Origin of the sequence: Intrasporangium sp. DVR (assembly GCF_040365325.1) — a bacterium.
Lineage (GTDB): Bacteria > Actinomycetota > Actinomycetes > Actinomycetales > Dermatophilaceae > Intrasporangium.
The window spans coordinates 1-17,550 of the sequence record NZ_BAABZW010000023.1 but is presented as its reverse complement, the minus strand read 5'-3'; the positions used below and the strand labels follow the sequence as shown (position 1 = coordinate 17,550).

Below are 17,550 nucleotides of genomic sequence, written 5' to 3'. Positions count from 1 at the left end.
ACCATGACCACCACGGTGAACACCGCCCCGGACACCACCCGGCGCACCATGACCGATCCCGGCGTCGCGACCCCGGACGCCACAGGCCCCAAGCCGCGTCCCCGCATGCCGATCGTCGGTTCCCGCGGCGGGCCCACGGTGCGTCCCGCTGCCGCCGCTCACCTGACCGACGCCGACGTGGAGCGCCTCGGCCACGAGCTCGACGCGCTGCGGGACCGCATCATCGCGTCGCGCGGCGCCAAGGACGCGGCCTACATCCGCCGCGTCATCAAGGTCCAGCGCACCCTCGAGCTGGCCGGCCGGGCCGCCCTGCTCTTCTCCCGCAAGCGGTCCGCGCTCGTCGCGGGCACCGCCATGCTCTCGGTCGCCAAGATCCTCGAGAACATGGAGATCGGCCACAACGTGCTGCACGGGCAGTGGGACTGGATGCGCGACCCCGACATCCACTCCACGACGTGGGAGTGGGACTTCGTCACCCCCGCCGCCGCCTGGAAGCACACGCACAACGACCTGCACCACACGTGGACCAACGTCCTGGGCAAGGACAAGGACGTCGGCTACTCCACGCTGCGCATGTCCGACGAGCAGCCGTGGCAGCCGCACAACCTGCTCAACCCCGTCATCAACATGGTCCTCGCGCCGTTCTTCGAGTGGGGCATCGCCATCTACGACCTCGAGCTCGAGGCGTGGCAGGAGGGCGAGAAGTCGACCGAGGCGGTCAAGAGCGACCTCAAGAGCCTCGGGCGCAAGATCGTGCGCCAGGGCACCAAGGACTACCTCGCGACACCGGGAGCCGCCGCCCTCCTCGGCTCGGGCAAGCAGGCCCTCATCGGCACCTTCGTCGCCAACGCCATCCGCAACGTCTGGGCACACTCCGTCATCTTCTGCGGTCACTTCCCCGACGGCGTCGACGTCTTCACGGAGGAGATGATCGAGGGCGAGACCCGGGGCGACTGGTACATCCGCCAGATGCTCGGCTCGGGCAACATCTCCGGCAGCAAGCTCATGCACCTCATGACTGGCAACCTCAGCCACCAGATCGAGCACCACTGCTTCCCCGACCTCCCGAGCAACCGCTACGCCGAGGTCGCCGTGGAGATGCGCGAGATCTGTCGCCGCTACGGCCTGCCCTACACGGCCGGGCCGCTGCCCCGCCAGGTCTACCAGGCCTGGGCCAAGGTCTTCCGCCTCGCCCTGCCCCCGCGGGCCGAGCGACTGCCCAAGCGGGCCCTCAACCAGGCCCCGCCGACGGTCCGTCGGTCCTCCCCCCTGCCCATGGTGGCACATGGCCTCTGACGCGGCGCCGGGCCGCGACGTGCGTCGTGCGGCCTTCTTCGACCTCGACCGAACCCTCATCCGGGGCTCGGCGAACTACCCGCTGGCCGTGGCGGCATTCCGGCGCGGACACGTGCCGTGGCGGGACCTCGTCGCGGACACCGTCAACGCGATCTCCTTCCACCGCAAGGGATCCACTGACGCCCAGTCGGTCGCACTGCGCGAGCGGATCCTGGCGGCCGTGGCCGGGACGAAGCAGGCAGATCTCGTCCACCTCGCCGACGAGATCGTCCCCGGCATCGTCCGACGACTCATCCCGCAGTCGGCGGCCCTCCTCGCCGAGGCCAGGGCCGCGGCGATGGACCGCATCGTCGTGTCGGCGTCCCCGATCGAGCTGGTCGGGCGGATCGCCGCCGCGCTCGGTCTCGAGGGCGCCGTGGCCACCCGGAGCGAGCTCGACGACGACGGCCGCTACACGGGCCGGCTGATGGGCGAGTTCTGTTACCACCACGGCAAGGTCATCGAGATCGAGAAGCTCGCCGCCGAGCGCGGCTACAACCTCGCCGAGAGCGTCGCGTGCAGCGACTCCGTCAGTGACCTGCCGATGCTCGAGCGGGTCGGGACCGCCATCGCGGTCAACCCCGACCGGGAGCTCCGTCGGCTCGCGACCGAACGCGGCTGGCGGATCGTCGACGTCGGCCGAAAGCGCCACTGAGCCATTCGCGCGGGAGCGAGCCCAGCGGCATACGACACTTCTGCGCAGCCCCCACCCCGTCGAGTGCGCACCTGGACGGCACACTCGACGCGAACGGGGGTCGTGCCTACCGGATCCCGAGGGAGGAGTAGGTGTCCCGCCCGCGCTGGAGGGCCGCGACGTAGCCGGCGCGCTCGTAGGCCGTCCGGTCGGCGTCGGCGGGCACCGCGAGCCGACCGCGGACCTCGTCGAGCGAGCTGAACTCCTTCCGGATGAGCCACTCCTCGAGGCCCCGAACCATCGACGCCGCGTGCTGGACACCGTGGCGCAACAGCGCCGAGGCGGTCATGACGACGTCGGCCCCCGCGAGCAGGTATGCGGCCACGTCCTCGGACCGCTCCACACCGGTCGTCGCGGCGAGGGAGCCCCTCACCTTCCCGTGGAGGATGGCGATCCACGCCCGAGGCAGGCGCGCCTCCTCCGGCCGGGACAGGACGACGCCCGGCTCGACGGTCATCCGCTCCGGGTCGACATCGGGGTGGAGGAAGCGGTTGAACAGGACGAGACCGTCGGCGCCGGCCTCGTCCAGCCGCAGCGCCATCTCCCCCGGGGAGCTGAAGTGCGGGCTCAGCTTGACCGCGACGGGGACGGTGACACTGTCCTTGACCTCGCGCAGGATCTCGACGTGACGGTCCTCGACGAGCCTGGCCGGGGTGTGCGGGTCGCCCGGGACGAAGTACGTGTTGAGCTCGATCGCCGCCGCGCCGGCGTCCTGCATCGAACGCGCCAGGCGGGTCCAGCCCCCCTCGGTGCTGCCGTTGAGGCTGGCGATGACCGGCACGTCCACCGTGGACGCCGCGCGTTCGATGAGCCGCAGGTAGCGCAGCACGGCGCTCGGCTCCCCCTCCGTCGGCCGGGCAGTCGACGGGAAGTACGACATCGCCTCCCCGAAGGCGTGCTCATGGGTCTCGACGATGGCGACGTCGCGCAGCTCCTCGCGGTTGACCTCCTCCTCGAACAACGAGTACAGGACGATCGCGCCGACGCCGGAGTCCGCGAGCCCGACGATCCGGTCGAGCGACACGGAGAGCGGGGACGCCGACGCGACGAGCGGGTTGCGCAGCGAGAGGCCGAGGTAGCGGGTCGTCAGGTCCATCAGGTCCTCCTCGGATCGGATGCGAAGCGCGCCGGTCCGCGCGTGGCCATCTCCTCGTACGTCGCCCACCGCTGGTCGACGGCCTCCTGGGCGAGGTGGAGCAACCGGTCCGCCTCGTCCGGGTCCGAGCTGCGGAGCATCTTGTAGCGCAGCTCCCGGTAGATGTAGTCCTCCAGATGGATCCGTGGCCGCGGCGAGTCGAGCTGGAAGGGGTTGCCGCCCTTGGCCCGGACCGTCGGGTCGTAGCGCAGCAGCGGCCAGTGCCCGCTCGCTACGGCCCGGTACTGCTGGTCGAGCCCGTCCTTCATCTCGATGCCGTGCGCGATGCAGTGGCTGTAGGCGATGATGAGCGACGGCCCGTCGTAGGCCTCGGCCTCGCGGAACGCCGTGAGCGTCTGCTGCGGGTCGGCGCCCATGGCGACCCGGGCGACGTAGACGTTGCCGTATGAGATCGCTTGGAGGGCAAGGTCCTTCTTGCCGACCGCCTTGCCACCGGCGGCGAACTTCGCGACAGCCGCCAAGGGGGTCGCCTTGGACGACTGACCACCGGTGTTGGAGTAGACCTCCGTGTCGAGGACGAGGACGTTGACGTCCCGGCCACTGGCGAGCACGTGGTCGAGGCCACCCGAGCCGATGTCGTAGGCCCAGCCGTCACCGCCGACGATCCAGACGCTCCGTCGCAGGAGGTGGTCGACCACGCTGCGCAGGTCGGCCACCAGGGGGCCGTCGAGCTCGGCCAGCCGCTGGCCGAGCCGGCCCACCCGGTCCCGCTGGGCCGACAGCTGCGACTCCCGGATCTGCGGTGCCTCGAGGATCTCGTCGGCCAGCTCAGGCCCCACCTGGTCGCGCAGCTGCACAAGGCGCTCGCGGGACAGCTTGGCGTGCAGGTCGGCAGCGAGGCGCAGGCCGAGGCCGAACTCCGCGTTGTCCTCGAAGAGCGAGTTCGACCAGGCCGGTCCGCGCCCGGCGGCGTTCTTGCTCCACGGGGTCGTGGGCAGGTTGCCGCCGTAGATCGAGGAGCAGCCCGTGGCGTTGGCCACCGTGGCCCGCTCACCGAAGAGCTGCGAGAGGAGCTTGAGGTACGGCGTCTCCCCACAGCCGGCGCACGCGCCGGAGAACTCGAACAGCGGCTGGAGGAACTGGGTGCCGCGCACCGTGCCGAAGTCGACCCGGGCGCGGTCGTTCTGGGGCAGGGTCTCGAAGAACTCGATGTTGTCGCGCTCGGTGGCGAGGACCGGCTCGAGTGGCTCGAGGTTGATCGCCTTGCGGGCGTCCTCGAACGGGTTGGTCACCGGGCAGGCCTCGACGCAGAGGCCACAGCCGGTGCAGTCCTCGACGTACACCTGGAGGGTGTAGCGCGAGCCGGGCAGGCCGGCAGCGTTGAGCGGGGCCGCCGGGAAGGTGGCCGGCGCGTCCACCAGCGCGTCCGGGTCGTAGTACTTCGACCGGATGACGCTGTGCGGGCAGACGAAGGCGCAGTTGCCGCACTGGATGCAGCTGTCCGGGTCCCACTGAGCGACGAGGTCGGAGATCCGCCGCTTCTCGTAGGCGGTGGTCCCGCTCGGGTACGTGCCGTCGAGCGGGAGCGCGCTGACGGGCAGCGCGTCGCCCCGACCGGCCATCATCGCCGCCGTGACGGTGCGCACGAACTCCGGCGCCGCATCCGAGACGACCGGGGGGATCGCGCGGCCGGCGACATCCGGCGTCTCGGGGACCGGCACCTCGTGCAGCGCAGCCACTGCGCTGTCGACCGCGGCCTCGTTCCGGCGGACGATCTCGCTGCCCCGGCGACCGTAGGTCTTGCGGATCGCCGCCTTGACCGCCGCGAGCGCGTCCTCTCGGGGCAGGACGCCCGAGATGGCGAAGAAGCAGGTCTGCAGGACGGTGTTGGTCCGTCCCTTCAGGCCGGCCGCCTCCGCGACGGCGTCCGCGTCGATGGCCCACAGCTGCAGGCCCTTCTTGATGATGTCCTCCTGGACCGGGCGGGACAGCCCGGCCCACACCTCTGCCGGCGAGCCGGCCGCGTTGAGGAGCACCCGTGCCCCGGGGCGAGCCACCGCCAGGACGTCGACCTTGTCGAGGAGCCCGATCTGGTGCACCCCGACGAAGCCGGCCTGGCGGATGAGGTAAGGAGCGCGGATCGGGTGCGGCCCGAAGCGCAGGTGCGAGACGGTCTGTCCCCCGGACTTCTTCGAGTCGTAGACGAAGTACGCCTGGGCGTGCATGTTCGGGTCGGCGCCGAGGATCTTGATGGTGTTCTTGTTGGCGCCGACCGTGCCGTCGGAACCGATCCCGAAGAAGACCGCCCGAAGCGTCTCGGCGTCCTCGATGTCGAGGTCCTCGTCGTAGGCAAGGCTGGTCCCCGACACGTCGTCGGTGATGCCGATCGTGAAGCGGGTGCGCGGCGTCGGCGAGGCGAGCTCGGCGAAGATGCCGGAGACCATGCCGGGGGTGAACTCCTTGGAGGAGAGCCCGTAGCGGCCACCGATCACCTGGGGCAGGACGGCGACCTGGCCGGCATGGTGCGCCTCGGTGAGGGTGGTGACGACGTCGAGGAAGAGGGGCTCGCCGTTCGAGCCGGGCTCCTTCGTCCGGTCGAGGACGGCGATGCGGCGCACCGTCGCCGGCATGGCGGCGACCAGCTCCGCGGCGGGGAAGGGCCGGTAGAGCCGCAGCCGCAGCACGCCCACGCGCTCGCCAAGCGCGACCAGGTGGCGCACCGTCTCGACGACGGTCTGCCCGCCCGAGCCCATGATGACGATGACGCGCTCCGCGGCCGGGTCGCCGTCGTACTCCACCACGGAGTAGTGCCGTCCCGTGTGCGCGGCCAGCCGGTCCATCGCCTGCTGCACCAGCCCGGGCACCCGGACGTAGAAGGGGTTGACCGTCTCCCGCGCCTGGAAGTAGACGTCGGGGTTCTGGGCGGTCCCGCGGACGAACGGCCTCTCTGGGCTCAGTGCCCGCAGCCGGTGGGCGCGCACGAGCTCCTCCGGGACCAGGTCGCGCAGCACCTCGTCGCCGAGCCGCTCGATGGTGTTGAGCTCGTGGGAGGTCCGGAAACCGTCGAAGAAGTGGACGAAGGGTACCCGGCTCTCGAGCGTCGCCGTCTGGGCGACGAGGGCGAAGTCGTGCGCCTCCTGCACTGAGCCCGACGAGAGGAGGGCGAACCCGGTCTGCCGGACCGCCATCACGTCGGAGTGGTCACCGAAGATCGAGAGTCCTTGGGCTGCAATGGACCTCGCGGCGACTTGGAAGACGGTCGACGTGAGCTCGCCCGCGATCTTGTACATGTTGGGAATCATGAGGAGCAGGCCCTGCGAGGCCGTGAACGTCGTGCCCAGCGCCCCGCCCTGCAGCGCACCGTGCATCGCACCGGCCGCGCCGCCCTCGCTCTGCATCTCCACGACGGTGGGCACCGTGCCCCACACGTTCGTCCGGTGGTGCGAGGCCCACTCGTCGGCCAGCTCGGCCATCGTCGAGGACGGGGTGATCGGGTAGATCGCGCACAGCTCGTTGAGCCGGTAGGCGACATCCACCGCGGCCTCGTTCCCATCCACCGTGACCGTCTGCACGGCGGACTCCCTGCTGATCTCCGTGGTGACCACGTCAGCCCCTTCCCACCGTGTCGGTGGTCTGCACGGGTGGCTCGAACTGTGACTCGGCCACCATCTCGATCGCGTGGACGGGGCACTGCCGGTAGCAGGTGCCGCACCCGGTGCACTTGGCGTAGTTGAACTCGTACCGCTTGCCCTTGCCGAGCTTGATGATGGCGTCCTCCGGGCAGGACCCGAAGCAGCCGTCGCACTCGAAGCAGTTGCCGCACGACAGGCAGCGCCCGGCCTCGAAGCCGGCCTCCTGCTCGGAGAGCCCGGCGACGACCTCTTCGAAGGCAGCGATCCGTGCCTGCGGGTCGAGCTCGGGCTGCTGGCGGCGGTCGTGGTCGCCGAAGTACCAGAGGTTGAGCCGGTCCGCATGGATGATGTCGTGCTTGGCGCCCGTCGTGAACTCCGTGGAGCGCAGCCAGGCGTCGATGCTCCGGGCGGCACGCTTGCCGTGCCCGACACCGATGGTGACGGTGCGCTGGCTCGGGACGGCGTCGCCGCCGGCGAAGACGCCCGGCGCCCCGGTCATGAGCGTCGACGGGACGACCTGCACGACGTCGTCGTCGAACTCGACGCCGGGGACGCTGCGGAGGAAGGCCGTGTCGCTCTCCTGCCCCAGGGCGAGGATGACCGTGTCGGCGGCGAGCGTCTCGTAGACGCCGGTGCCGTGCGGTCGGCCGTGCTCGTCGAGCTCCTGGACCTCGACGGTCAGGGCGCCCTCGCCCATGTCCTTGATGGTGCGCAGCCAGTTGATGCGGATGCCCTCCTCCTCGGCGTCCGCGGCCTCCTCCTCGTGGGCGGGCATCTGCTCGCGCGTCCGGCGGTAGACGATGACGGACTCGTCCGCGCCGAGGCGTCGGGCGACCCGGGCTGCGTCCATCGCCGTGTTGCCGCCGCCGTAGACCGCGACGGTCCCGCTGAGGGGCTGCTGCTCCCCGGTCTCGACGCTGCGGAGGAAGGTCACGGCGTCGAGGACACGACCGGCATCCATGTTCGGGATGTCCACCCGCTTGGACAGGTGCGCTCCGACCGCGACGAACACCGCGTCGAACCCGCCGTCCACCCGCTCGGCCTCGAGGTCGGTGACCCGGTGGTTCTGCTCGAACCGGACCCCGAGGGCGACGAGGCGGTCGATCTCCGCGTCGAGGACGTGTCGGGGCAGTCGGTAGGCCGGGATGCCGTAGCGCATCATCCCCCCGGGCGCGGGGCCGTTGTCGCGCACCGTCACCTCGTGGCCCAGGCGGGCGAGGTGGTACGCGGCGGACAGGCCGCTGGGACCCGAGCCGATGACGAGGATGCGGTGCCCGGTCAGCACCGACGCCGGCTCGAACTGCCAGCCCCGCTCGATGGCCAGGTCACCGAGATACCGCTCGACCGCGTGGATGGACACAGCCCCGTCGAGCTCCACACGGTTGCAGGCGGTTTCGCACGGGTGGTAGCACACGCGACCATGGATCGCGGGGAACGGGTTATCGAGCGTCAGCTGCCGCCAGGCGGCTTCGTGGTCACCGGCCTTGACGTGCGCGAGCCACGCCTGGATGTTCTCGCCCGCCGGACAGCCCGCGTTGCACGGTGGCAAGAGGTCCACGTAGACCGGGCGCTGGGACCGCACGGGTCCGGATCGGAGGCGGCCCAGACCCAAGGGCGCGAGCGGGGTGAGGTCTCGGTGCTGATCGGACACACGCATCTCCAAGGTCCGTTCCCTGGACGGTTCGCGCCCCGGGACGCCGGGTACTACTTGCTGTAGTACTACCCTACGCCGGACGTTCCCGGGGCGGAGCCACACCCTCCGTCACCTTGGTCACGCCCCGATCGAAAGAGCAGTTCGCGACACAGAGCGCGCGGGGTACCCGGGCGCGACGTGTCGCGAACTGCTCTTTCGATCGTCGCGAACTGCTCTTTCGATCGTCGCGAACTGCTCTTTCGATCGTCGGGGTGGGAGCGTTGCGAGGTCGCGTCAGCGGCGTGCCTGGCCGGGCTCTCAGTCGAGCGGGCCCTGGGGAGCGAGCTGGCGCTGTCGGGCCTCGAGCTCGTGGACCATCTCGGAGACCTGGCCGAGGACGTCCTGGACGGACCTGATCGACGACTTGATCCGGCCACGGACGGCGACGTCGGTGAAGATGTTGTCGAACCAGATGTCGAGTCCCCTGGTGAGGCCGTCCGTCGCCGGGAGGACGATGCCGGGCAGGCCGAGGTCGTCGAGCTCGCGGCCGAACCTCACGAGCGCCGCCTGGCCGCGCTCGATGCGCGCCTGGGCCAGGCCCATCCGGTCGTGCTTGATGGCCGAGCTGATCAGTCCGCCGCCGCCGAACGTGTCCCACGCGGACCACCCGTCCGCGCTTCGCAGGGCCGAGAGCGCGTCGGCCAGGCCCGACATCGCCTCGCGCCCGGCCGCAACGGCCTCGGCGACCTCACGGCGCTCCCGGCGCCGGGCGAGCAGGTTCGTGGCCCGGACGACGGTGAGCGGGTCGATGGTCGGTCCGGGCCCGTTCGTCGGGTCGATCCCGGCGCCGCGGGCCACGTCCGCGGCATCGACGACGTCGGCGAGCGCCCGCTCGTAGATGGTCTCGGCGTGTGTGAGTGGCTGGAGGTCCCGCTTGAGCGCGTCCACGCGCCGTCGCAGGGCATCGCGCTCGGACTCGGCGCGAGCCAGGGCCGAGGCGGCGGTGTCGACCTCGGCGCGCTCTCGGTCGAGGTCCGCCTCGCGTGAGCCCCGAACCGCGGTGACGACTCGGCGCACTGACACTCCCTCGAGCCGGTCGACGTCGCGCTCCTCGTCGCCGAGGCGGCGCAGGAGCCGGTCGCACTCGGTCTCCGACCTGTCCAGCAGGCCTTCGGCGTCGGCGAGCCGGCCGGCCAGGCCGGCGCGCTCGACGAGGTCGGCGCTGGCGCGGTTGAGCCGGGCAAGGGCCGGGTGGATCGATTGGGTCGGGTCGCTCATGTCTCTCCGATGTCGCCCGGTCCTACGCCGTTCCCGGACCGGCTGCTTCGCCCTACCAGGAGGTGTGCAGCGGCCGGCCCTCGGCGAACCCAGCGGTGCTCTGGAGCCCGACGACCGCCCGGCCGTGGAACTCCTCCAGGGTCCGAGCCCCGGCGTAGGTGCACGAGGACCGCAGCCCGGCGATGATCTCGTCGAGAACGTCCTCGACGGAGGGCCGGGCGGGGTCGATGTACATCCGCGCCGAGCTGATCCCCTCCTCGAAGAGCGACTTGCGCGCCCGGTCGTAGGCCGAGTCGTTGGCGGTGCGGTTGAGCACGGCCCGGGAGGAGGCCATCCCGAAGGACTCCTTGTAGAGCCGGCCGTCGTTGTCGGTGTAGAGGTCGCCGGGCGACTCGAGCGTGCCGGCGAACCATGAGCCGATCATCACGTTGGAGGCCCCGGCCGCGAGCGCCAGGGCGACGTCGCGCGGGTGGCGGACTCCCCCGTCCGCCCACACGTGTTTGCCGAGCCTCCTTGCCGCAGCGGCACACTCGAGCACCGCCGAGAACTGCGGCCGCCCGACGGCCGTGCGCATCCGGGTGGTGCACATGGCACCGGGTCCGACGCCGACCTTGACGATGTCGGCACCGGCCTCGATGAGCTCGCGGGTGCCCTCGGCGGAGACGACGTTGCCGGCGACGACGGGGATCTTGGGGTCGATGGCGCGCACCTTCTGGAGCGCATCGACCATCTTGTCCTGGTGGCCGTGGGCGGTGTCGATGACGAGGACGTCGGCCCCCGCCTCGAGGACCTGGGCGGCCTTGGCGGCGACGTCGCCGTTGATGCCGACTGCGGCGGCGATCCGCAACCGCCCGGCGTCGTCGAGCGCCGGCGCGTAGAGGCCGGACCGGACCGCGCCCTCCTTGGTGAGGATGCCGACGAGGGTGCCGTCGGCCGCGACGACGGGCGCGACCCGGCGCCGCTCGGCGGTCAGTCGCTCGAAGGCCTCGCGGGCGTCGACGTCCTCGGGCAGCACGACCATCTCCCGGAACATGACGTCCTGGACCTGGGTGAACCGGTCGACGCCGGTCAGGTCCTTCTCGGTCACGATGCCGACCGGGCGGTTGCCCTCGATGACGACGCCGGCACCGTGCGCCCGCTTGCCGATGAGGACGAGCGCCTCGCCGGAGGTCATGTGGGGGTCGAGCGTGATCGCCGTGTCGTAGACGAGGTGTCGTCCCTTGACCCACTCGATGACCTCGCGCACCACATCGGCGGGGATGTCCTGCGGGATGACCGCGATGCCGCCGCGGCGCGCGACCGTCTCGGCCATCCGCCGCCCGGCGATGGCGGTCATGTTGGCGACGACGATGGGGATGGTCGTGCCCGTCCCGTCGACCGTGGCGAGGTCCACGTCGAGCCGGCTCGTCACCGACGAGCGGTTCGGCACCATGAAGACGTCGTCGTACGTGAGGTCGAACTGGGGCTGCAGGCCGTTGAGGAACTTCACAACGCGAGCGTATGCCGCTGGGCTCGCTTCCGCGTCCCCGTGCCGCTCCGCTCGGGGCCGGCTCCCCCCGTGTCGAGTGGCCCCGTCCTCCACAGGGCGGGCCCTTGCGAGGGTGTGGAGGGCGGGGCCACTCGACGAAGAGCGGGCCGGCACGTTCTGCGCACTCGACGAAGGGGTTCCGGCAGTTCCTCGGGGTCAGCCCTGAGTGCACCCTGAGGCCACCCCCCAATCCCCCGTAAACGGGGTGACGGTGAGCCCGCCCCGTCCCTACCGTCGATCGAGGGGGCCGCACCAGGCGGCCACCGGTTCAGGGGGAAAGGCACTAGACCCATGACAGAAACACGCATCGGCGACGTCGGGAGGCTGGCCTGGCTGCCGGCGTCGCGCGTGACGAAATGGCTCGTCGTCGGCTTCTGGCTCGTCATCCTCGCGGTGTCGTTCGGGCCGGCGGGCAAGCTGCAGGGAACGCTCAACAACGACGCGGCCTCCTGGCTTCCGGAGAACGCCCAGTCCACGCGGGTGGCCACGGAGCTCGAGGCGTTCCAGAGCCGGAACGAGGCTCCGGCGGTCATCGTCTACGAGCGACCTGACGGTGTCACGGCGGCCGACCTCCACGCGGTCGCAGGACACGTCACCGCCTTCAACGCGATGGCCCCGGTCAAGAAGGACTCGGTCGGCCCCATCCCGTCGGAGGACGGCACGGCGATCCAGGTGATCGTCCCGATGGACATCGGCGAGGACGGCTGGGAGAACCTCCCGGAGATCACCGACGAGCTGCACTCCATCGCCGCCGACCGCCCCGACGGCCTGACGATGCACGTCACCGGTCCGGTCGGCTTCGGGGCCGACTCGTCCGAGGCGTTCTCGGGAATCGACGGCAAGCTGCTCTACGCCGCGATGGCCGTCGTGATCCTCATCCTGCTCATCACCTACCGGAGCCCGATCCTGTGGCTCATCCCGCTCATCTCGGCGGGCACGGCGCTGATGGTCGCCCAGGCGGTCATCTACTACCTGGCCGACAGCGACACGCTCACCGTCAACGCGCAGAGCTCGGCCATCCTCACGGTCATCGTCTTCGGCGCGGGCACGGACTATGCGCTGCTGCTCGTCGCGCGCTACCGGGAGGAGCTGCGCCGGCACGAGGACCGGCACGAGGCGATTGCCTTCGCCCTGCACCGCGCAGGTCCCGCGATCGTGGCCTCGGGCGCGACCGTGATCGCGGGCATGCTGTGCCTGCTCGTCGCGACGATGAGCTCGACCAAGGGGCTCGGCCCGGTCGCCGCCATCGGCATCGGGGTCGGCCTGCTCGTCATGCTCAGTCTGCTGCCGGCCCTGCTCGTCGTCTTCGGGCGGTGGATCTTCTGGCCGGTCCGTCCGACGTTCGGCTCGGTCGACCACACCCGGGACGGCCGGTGGGCCCGCATCGGCGCGCGCATCGCGCGAGCCCCGCGGCGCACCTGGGTGGTCACGTCGGTCATCCTCGCGTTCGCCAGCCTCGGCGTCCTGCAGCTGAACGCCACGGGCCTGCAGAACAAGGACGCCTTCTACACCACACCGGAGTCGGTCGTCGGTGAGGAGGTGCTGGCGCGGCACTTCCCGGCTGGAGCCGGGTCACCGGTCCTGGTCATCGCGAACACGTCCGCGGCCGGTGCGGTCGCTGATCGGCTGGAGTCGGTCGAGGGTGTCAGCACCGTGGAGGAGCCGGTGGCCCGCAACGGCCGGTCGCTCATCCAGGCGACACTCTCCGATGCGCCTGACTCGGAGGGTGCAGCCGACACGGTCGACCGGGTCCGTGCGGCCATCGGGGAGGTGGCCGGCGCCGACGCGATCGCCGGGGGTGAAACGGCTTCGCGGGTCGACACGCTGCGAGCGTCGGACGACGACAACCTGCGGACCATCCCGCTCATCCTCGGCGTCGTCCTGCTCATCCTCATCCTGCTGCTGCGGGCCGTCACCGCGCCGCTGCTGCTCATCGGCACGGTCGTGCTGTCGTTCGGTGCGGCCATGGGGATCAGTGCCCTCGTCTTCCGGCACGTCTTCGGCTTCGCCGGCGCGGACCCGTCGCTGCCGTTGTTCGTCTTCGTGTTCCTCGTCGCCCTGGGCATCGACTACAACATCTTCCTGATGACCCGGGTCCACGAGGAGGCGAAGGAGATCGGCACCCGCCGAGGAGCCCTGGTCGGCCTCGCCGCGACGGGTGGCGTGATCACCAGTGCTGGGCTGGTGCTTGCCGGGACGTTCGCGGTGCTCGCCACGATGCCGATGGTGGCGTTCGCCGAGGTGGGCTTCGCCGTCGCCCTCGGGGTGCTGCTCGACACGCTCATCGTCCGCTCGGTGCTCGTCACGGCGCTCAACCTCGACGTCGGCGGGCGCATGTGGTGGCCGAGCCGCCTCGCTCACCACGACGCCGAGCTGGCGTCCGCGGCCGGGCAGCCGGAGCAGGAGTCGCCCGAGCTCGTGCCGGCGGGCTGACACCCAGCCCGGCACCGAGGAGCCGTATGCCGCTGAGCCAGCTCAGCGGCATACGGCTCCTCCGCGCGTGGCCAGGTCGGGCGGCCTCACGGTCCACGGCGGGCCCGCTGCATCCGGCTGAGTCGTCCGCCCTCGCCTGCCGTGGTTACCGTGGGTGCGACGAACTGGAGGTTGCACTGGAAGCCGAGGAGCTCGAGAGCATCTGGCGCCGCGAGTCGGCCGCGGTGCTGGCGGCGGTGGCGCGGCGATGGGACGACTTCGCCGCGGCCGAGGACGCCGTGCAGGAGGCGCTGGCCGCTGCAACGGTCCAGTGGCCGCGCGACGGGCGGCCCGACGACCCCCGGGGCTGGCTCATCCGGGTCGCATCCCGCCGGATGGTCGACCAGCTCCGGAGCGAGACGGCCCGGAGGCATCGGGAGGCGAGGGAGGCGACCGCCCCGGTCGACTCACCCCACCTCGCCGACCGGGACGACTCGCTCGCCCTCCTGCTGCTGTGCTGTCACCCGACGCTCTCCGTCCCCAGCCAGGTGGCGCTCACCCTGCGCGCCGTGGGCGGTCTGACCACCGCTCAGATCGCCCGCGCCTTCCTCGTCCCCGAGTCGACCATGGGACAGCGGATCAGCCGGGCGAAGAAGCTCATCAAGCAGGCGGGCGCCCGCTTCGCGCTGCCGACGCCCGGCGAGCTCGACGACCGGGTGCGTGCCGTCATGCACGTCCTCTACCTCGTCTTCACCGAGGGCCACACCAGCACCGAGGGACCGGGCCTGACCGACGAGGCGCTCGCCGGCGAGGCGATCAGGCTCACCCGCCAGCTCCACGCCGCCCGGGCCGACGATCCTGAGGTCGCGGGCCTCCTCGCCCTGATGCTGCTGACCGAGGCCCGGCGTCCTGCCCGGACGACGGCGGAGGGCCGGCTCGTCCCGTTGGCCGACCAGGACCGCGCTCTCTGGGACCGCGACCTCATCGAGGAGGGCGTGCGGCTCGTCACGGCTGCGCTGGCGTCCGGGCAGGAGGTCGGCACCTACCAGGTGCAGGCGGCCATCGCCGCGGTGCACGCCGAGGCCGCCGCTGCCGACGACACCGACTGGCCGCAGGTCGTGCAGCTCTATGACGTGCTGGCCAAGGTCCAGCCGGGGCCGATGGTCGAGCTCAACCGAGCCGTCGCCGTGGCCATGGTGGACGGCCCCGAGGCCGGGCTGGAGGTGCTCGAGGGGCTGCGCGGGGCGCTGGCCGGCCAGCACCGGTGGCACGCGGTGCGCGGTCATCTCCTCGCGCGCGCGGGCTCGGGCGCCCGGGCGGCCGCCGCCCTGCGGACCGCCGCCGACCTCACCACCAGCGATGTCGAGCGTGCCCACCTGGTCGCCGCGGCGGCGGATGTCGAAAGGCGGTGACCGGCTCCGACGTCCCCCTGCACGACCACCCGCCGAGCGCTGAGGCATCCTGTGCCAACCGCAGCCGTCCGAGGAGGACACCATGAAGTACGTCATTCTGATCCACTCCAACCCGCAGCCCTGGGGCCATCCCACGAGCGATTTCCTGCCCTGGAGCAAGGGGCTGTCGGCCGAGGAGCGAGCCCGCCTGAACGCGGAGTTCGAGTCGTTCCTCGGCGAGCTGCACGCCGCCGGTGAGCTCGTCGGCGGCTCGGCGCTCGGCGACCCCAGCGAGGCGCGCCTCCTGCGGTCGGAGAAGGGCACGGTGCTCGCCACCGACGGCCCGTACGCCGAGGCCAAGGAGCACCTCGCCGGGTTCTTCCTCATCGACGTGGCCAGCCACGAGCGAGCCGAGGAGATCGCCGGCCGGTTCGTGGGCCCCGGCGAGACGATCGAGCTGCGCAGCGTCGCCGGCTAGCAGGTCCGCGCCGAGTGCCGGACGCGCGAAACAGCGCGCGTCCGGCACTCGTTTCGGGTGTGGCGGGGCCCGCGGCGGAGCACCATGGGAGTGCGGGGGCGACGGGCGCTCCCTGACGCAAGGGGGACCTCATGACCGACCAGAACGCGGCCGCGCCGCACGTGTGCTTCGACCGGATCCTGCCGAAGGACCTGATGCGCCCACACCGGCGCACCCGTGACCTCGAGGGCCGGGACCGCGCCATATCGCCGATCGGCAAGTCCTGGCTGAACGGCTCGACGCTGCGGGTCCGCTTCCTCGGCGGCACGCCGAGCCAGCAGGCCGTCGCCCGCGACCAGGCCGGCTGGTGGATGGACGCGTGCAACATCGCCTTCGACTTCGGCAACCACCCGGTGTCCGCCACGGACCTACGGATCTCGTTCGACCCCAACGACGGCGCCTGGTCCTACGTCGGCACCGACTGCGCCTCGATCCCGGCGAACCAGGCCACCATGAACCTCGGCTTCCTCGACGGCGGGACCGCGGCCCACGAGTTCGGGCACGCCCTCGGCCTCGCCCACGAGCACTCGAACCCGGCCGGCGGGATCCAGTGGAACGAGCCGGTCGTCATCCAGGCGCTCGCCGGCCCGCCGAACTTCTGGGACGAGGCGACGGTGCGGCACAACGTCTTCCGCAAGTACGAGCTCGACCAGATCAAGGGGACGGCGTTCGACCCGAACTCGATCATGCTCTACGCGTTCCCCGCGTCGTGGACGCTCAACGGGATGGGGACGCACTCCAACGAGGTGCTGTCCGGCCTCGACAAGGAGTTCGTCGCGGGGTCGACGATGTACCCCAAGCCCGGGCCGGTCGCACCCCAGGCGGTGGAGCTGCCCCTCGACGGGACCAAGGTCAACGCCGACATCGGCACGGGTGGTGAAGAGGACGTCTTCACCTTCGAGGTCCCGTCCGACGGCGTCTACGAGGTCAGGACGAGCGGGTCGACGGACGTCTACCTCAAGCTGTTCGGGCCGGACCAGTCGACGGCGCTCATCGCCGAGGACGACGACAGCGGCTACGGACTCAACGCGCGGATCCGACGCGGTCTCGTCCCTGGCCGCTACTGGGCCCAGGTGCGGCACTGGAACGTCGAGACGGGCACCGGGAAGTACGCCATCAGCGTGCGGCCGCGCTGACGGGCAGCGGAGCCGGCGGGCGCGTCAAGAAGGCGTCAAGACGAGTCAACGGCTCGTCAAGGGCGCGCCCGGCCGGCCGGCTGCTCGGTAGACCGAGAGGGTGATCGACAACCTGGTCCTCGGCCTCATCGGTCTGGCGCTCATCGTCTACCTCGTCCACGTCCTGCTCCACGCAGACCGGTACTGAGGCCCGGCGTGTCCGACACCGCCTCCGGGCTGCTCACCATCGGCGTCCTCGTCATCGCGTTGGCGCTCGCGCACGTCCCGCTCGGCAAACGCATCGCAGCGGTGTTCGCGGACTCCCGGCACTGGCGGGTCGAGGGCGTCGTCTACCGGCTCGCCCGCATCGACCCCGAGTCCGAGCAGCGCTGGTCGACCTACGCCATCTCGGTCCTCGCCTTCTCCGCCGTGGGGGTCGGCCTCCTCTTCGTGCTCATCGTGGCGCAGGACCTCCTCCCCCTCGGTCGTGGCGCCACCATGCACTGGGACACGGCTCTGACGACCGCCGTCTCCTTCGTCACCAACACCAACTGGCAGTCCTACGCCGGCGAGCAGGGTGCGTCGGCGCTGGTGCAGACGGTGGGGCTGACCGTGCAGAACTTCGCCTCCCCCGCGGTGGGCCTCGCCGTGGCCGTCGCGCTCGTCCGCGGGCTCGCCCGGTCCCGGTCCGGGACGCTCGGCAACTTCTGGGTCGACCTCGTCCGCGGGGTCATCCGCATCCTGCTCCCCCTCGCGCTGGTCGGCGCCGTGGTCCTCCTCCTCGGCGGTGTCGTCGAGAACCTCACCGGGCCGGCGACCGTCACCACGCTCTCCGGCGGGAGTCAGGTGCTCCCGGGCGGCCTGGTCGCCTCACAGGAGGCGGGCCTTGCCCCCGGTTCTTGGACACGGGGTGGGATTA

At 71.3% G+C, this 17,550-nt stretch carries 13 protein-coding genes; 8 read left to right on the top strand and 5 right to left on the bottom strand.

What is annotated here, in order from left to right; genetic code table 11:
- Positions 1 to 3: 3 nt before the first annotated feature.
- Both ABWV20_RS16235 and ABWV20_RS16230 read left to right on the top strand, forming a co-directional pair.
- Positions 4 to 1,296, top strand: a complete 1,293-nt coding sequence (locus ABWV20_RS16235) for a fatty acid desaturase family protein (RefSeq protein ID WP_353356937.1) — start codon at positions 4 to 6, stop codon at positions 1,294 to 1,296.
- The gene (locus ABWV20_RS16230) at positions 1,286 to 1,990 is read left to right on the top strand and encodes an HAD family hydrolase (protein WP_353356935.1); all 705 of its coding nucleotides are present in this window, start codon (positions 1,286 to 1,288) and stop codon (positions 1,988 to 1,990) included. The genes ABWV20_RS16235 and ABWV20_RS16230 overlap by 11 nt, the downstream gene beginning before the upstream one ends.
- A gap of 106 nt (positions 1,991 to 2,096) precedes the next feature.
- Here ABWV20_RS16230 and ABWV20_RS16225 read toward each other — a convergent pair whose 3' ends face one another.
- The 5 genes from ABWV20_RS16225 to ABWV20_RS16205 all read right to left on the bottom strand — a co-directional run bounded on the left by ABWV20_RS16225 (position 2,097) and on the right by ABWV20_RS16205 (position 11,157).
- Positions 2,097 to 3,125 (bottom strand): dihydroorotate dehydrogenase-like protein, encoded by a 1,029-nt coding sequence (locus tag ABWV20_RS16225; RefSeq protein WP_353356933.1) that lies wholly within the window; start codon positions 3,123 to 3,125, stop codon positions 2,097 to 2,099.
- Positions 3,125 to 6,730 carry a pyruvate:ferredoxin (flavodoxin) oxidoreductase gene (gene nifJ / locus ABWV20_RS16220; protein WP_353356931.1) on the bottom strand — a complete coding sequence of 1,202 codons (3,606 nt, stop codon included), beginning with the start codon at positions 6,728 to 6,730 and terminating at the stop codon, positions 3,125 to 3,127. Before nifJ ends, ABWV20_RS16225 begins: the two co-directional genes overlap by 1 nt.
- 1 nt (position 6,731) lies before the next feature.
- Positions 6,732 to 8,414, bottom strand: coding sequence for an NAD(P)-binding protein (locus ABWV20_RS16215; protein WP_353356929.1), 1,683 nt, complete (start codon positions 8,412 to 8,414; stop codon positions 6,732 to 6,734).
- Between the two features lie 294 nt (positions 8,415 to 8,708).
- Complete coding sequence (locus ABWV20_RS16210; protein ID WP_353356927.1) at positions 8,709 to 9,668, bottom strand: hypothetical protein; 960 nt, start codon at positions 9,666 to 9,668, stop codon at positions 8,709 to 8,711.
- 52 nt (positions 9,669 to 9,720) lie between these two features.
- On the bottom strand, positions 9,721 to 11,157 hold the full coding sequence (locus tag ABWV20_RS16205) for a GuaB1 family IMP dehydrogenase-related protein (protein ID WP_353356925.1): 1,437 nt from the start codon (positions 11,155 to 11,157) through the stop codon (positions 9,721 to 9,723).
- A gap of 330 nt (positions 11,158 to 11,487) precedes the next feature.
- On the opposite strand from ABWV20_RS16205, the gene ABWV20_RS16200 reads away from it, so the two are divergent.
- From ABWV20_RS16200 to ABWV20_RS16175, 6 genes are all read left to right on the top strand, one after another.
- On the top strand, positions 11,488 to 13,629 hold the full coding sequence (locus ABWV20_RS16200; RefSeq protein ID WP_353356923.1) for an MMPL family transporter: 2,142 nt from the start codon (positions 11,488 to 11,490) through the stop codon (positions 13,627 to 13,629).
- Positions 13,630 to 13,655: 26 nt separating this feature from the next.
- A complete protein-coding gene (locus ABWV20_RS16195) occupies positions 13,656 to 15,020 on the top strand; it encodes an RNA polymerase sigma factor (protein ID WP_353356921.1) in 1,365 nt (454 codons plus the stop codon).
- Between the two features lie 82 nt (positions 15,021 to 15,102).
- Complete coding sequence (locus tag ABWV20_RS16190; protein WP_353356919.1) at positions 15,103 to 15,477, top strand: YciI family protein; 375 nt, start codon at positions 15,103 to 15,105, stop codon at positions 15,475 to 15,477.
- A gap of 131 nt (positions 15,478 to 15,608) precedes the next feature.
- Positions 15,609 to 16,652, top strand: a complete 1,044-nt coding sequence (locus ABWV20_RS16185; protein ID WP_353356917.1) for a M12 family metallopeptidase — start codon at positions 15,609 to 15,611, stop codon at positions 16,650 to 16,652.
- Between the two features lie 100 nt (positions 16,653 to 16,752).
- A complete protein-coding gene (locus tag ABWV20_RS16180; RefSeq protein WP_353357007.1) occupies positions 16,753 to 16,839 on the top strand; it encodes a potassium-transporting ATPase subunit F in 87 nt (28 codons plus the stop codon).
- An 8-nt stretch (positions 16,840 to 16,847) separates the two neighbouring features.
- Positions 16,848 to 17,550 (top strand): potassium-transporting ATPase subunit KdpA (locus ABWV20_RS16175; protein WP_353356915.1); only part of this gene is annotated, 703 nt, incomplete at its 3' end.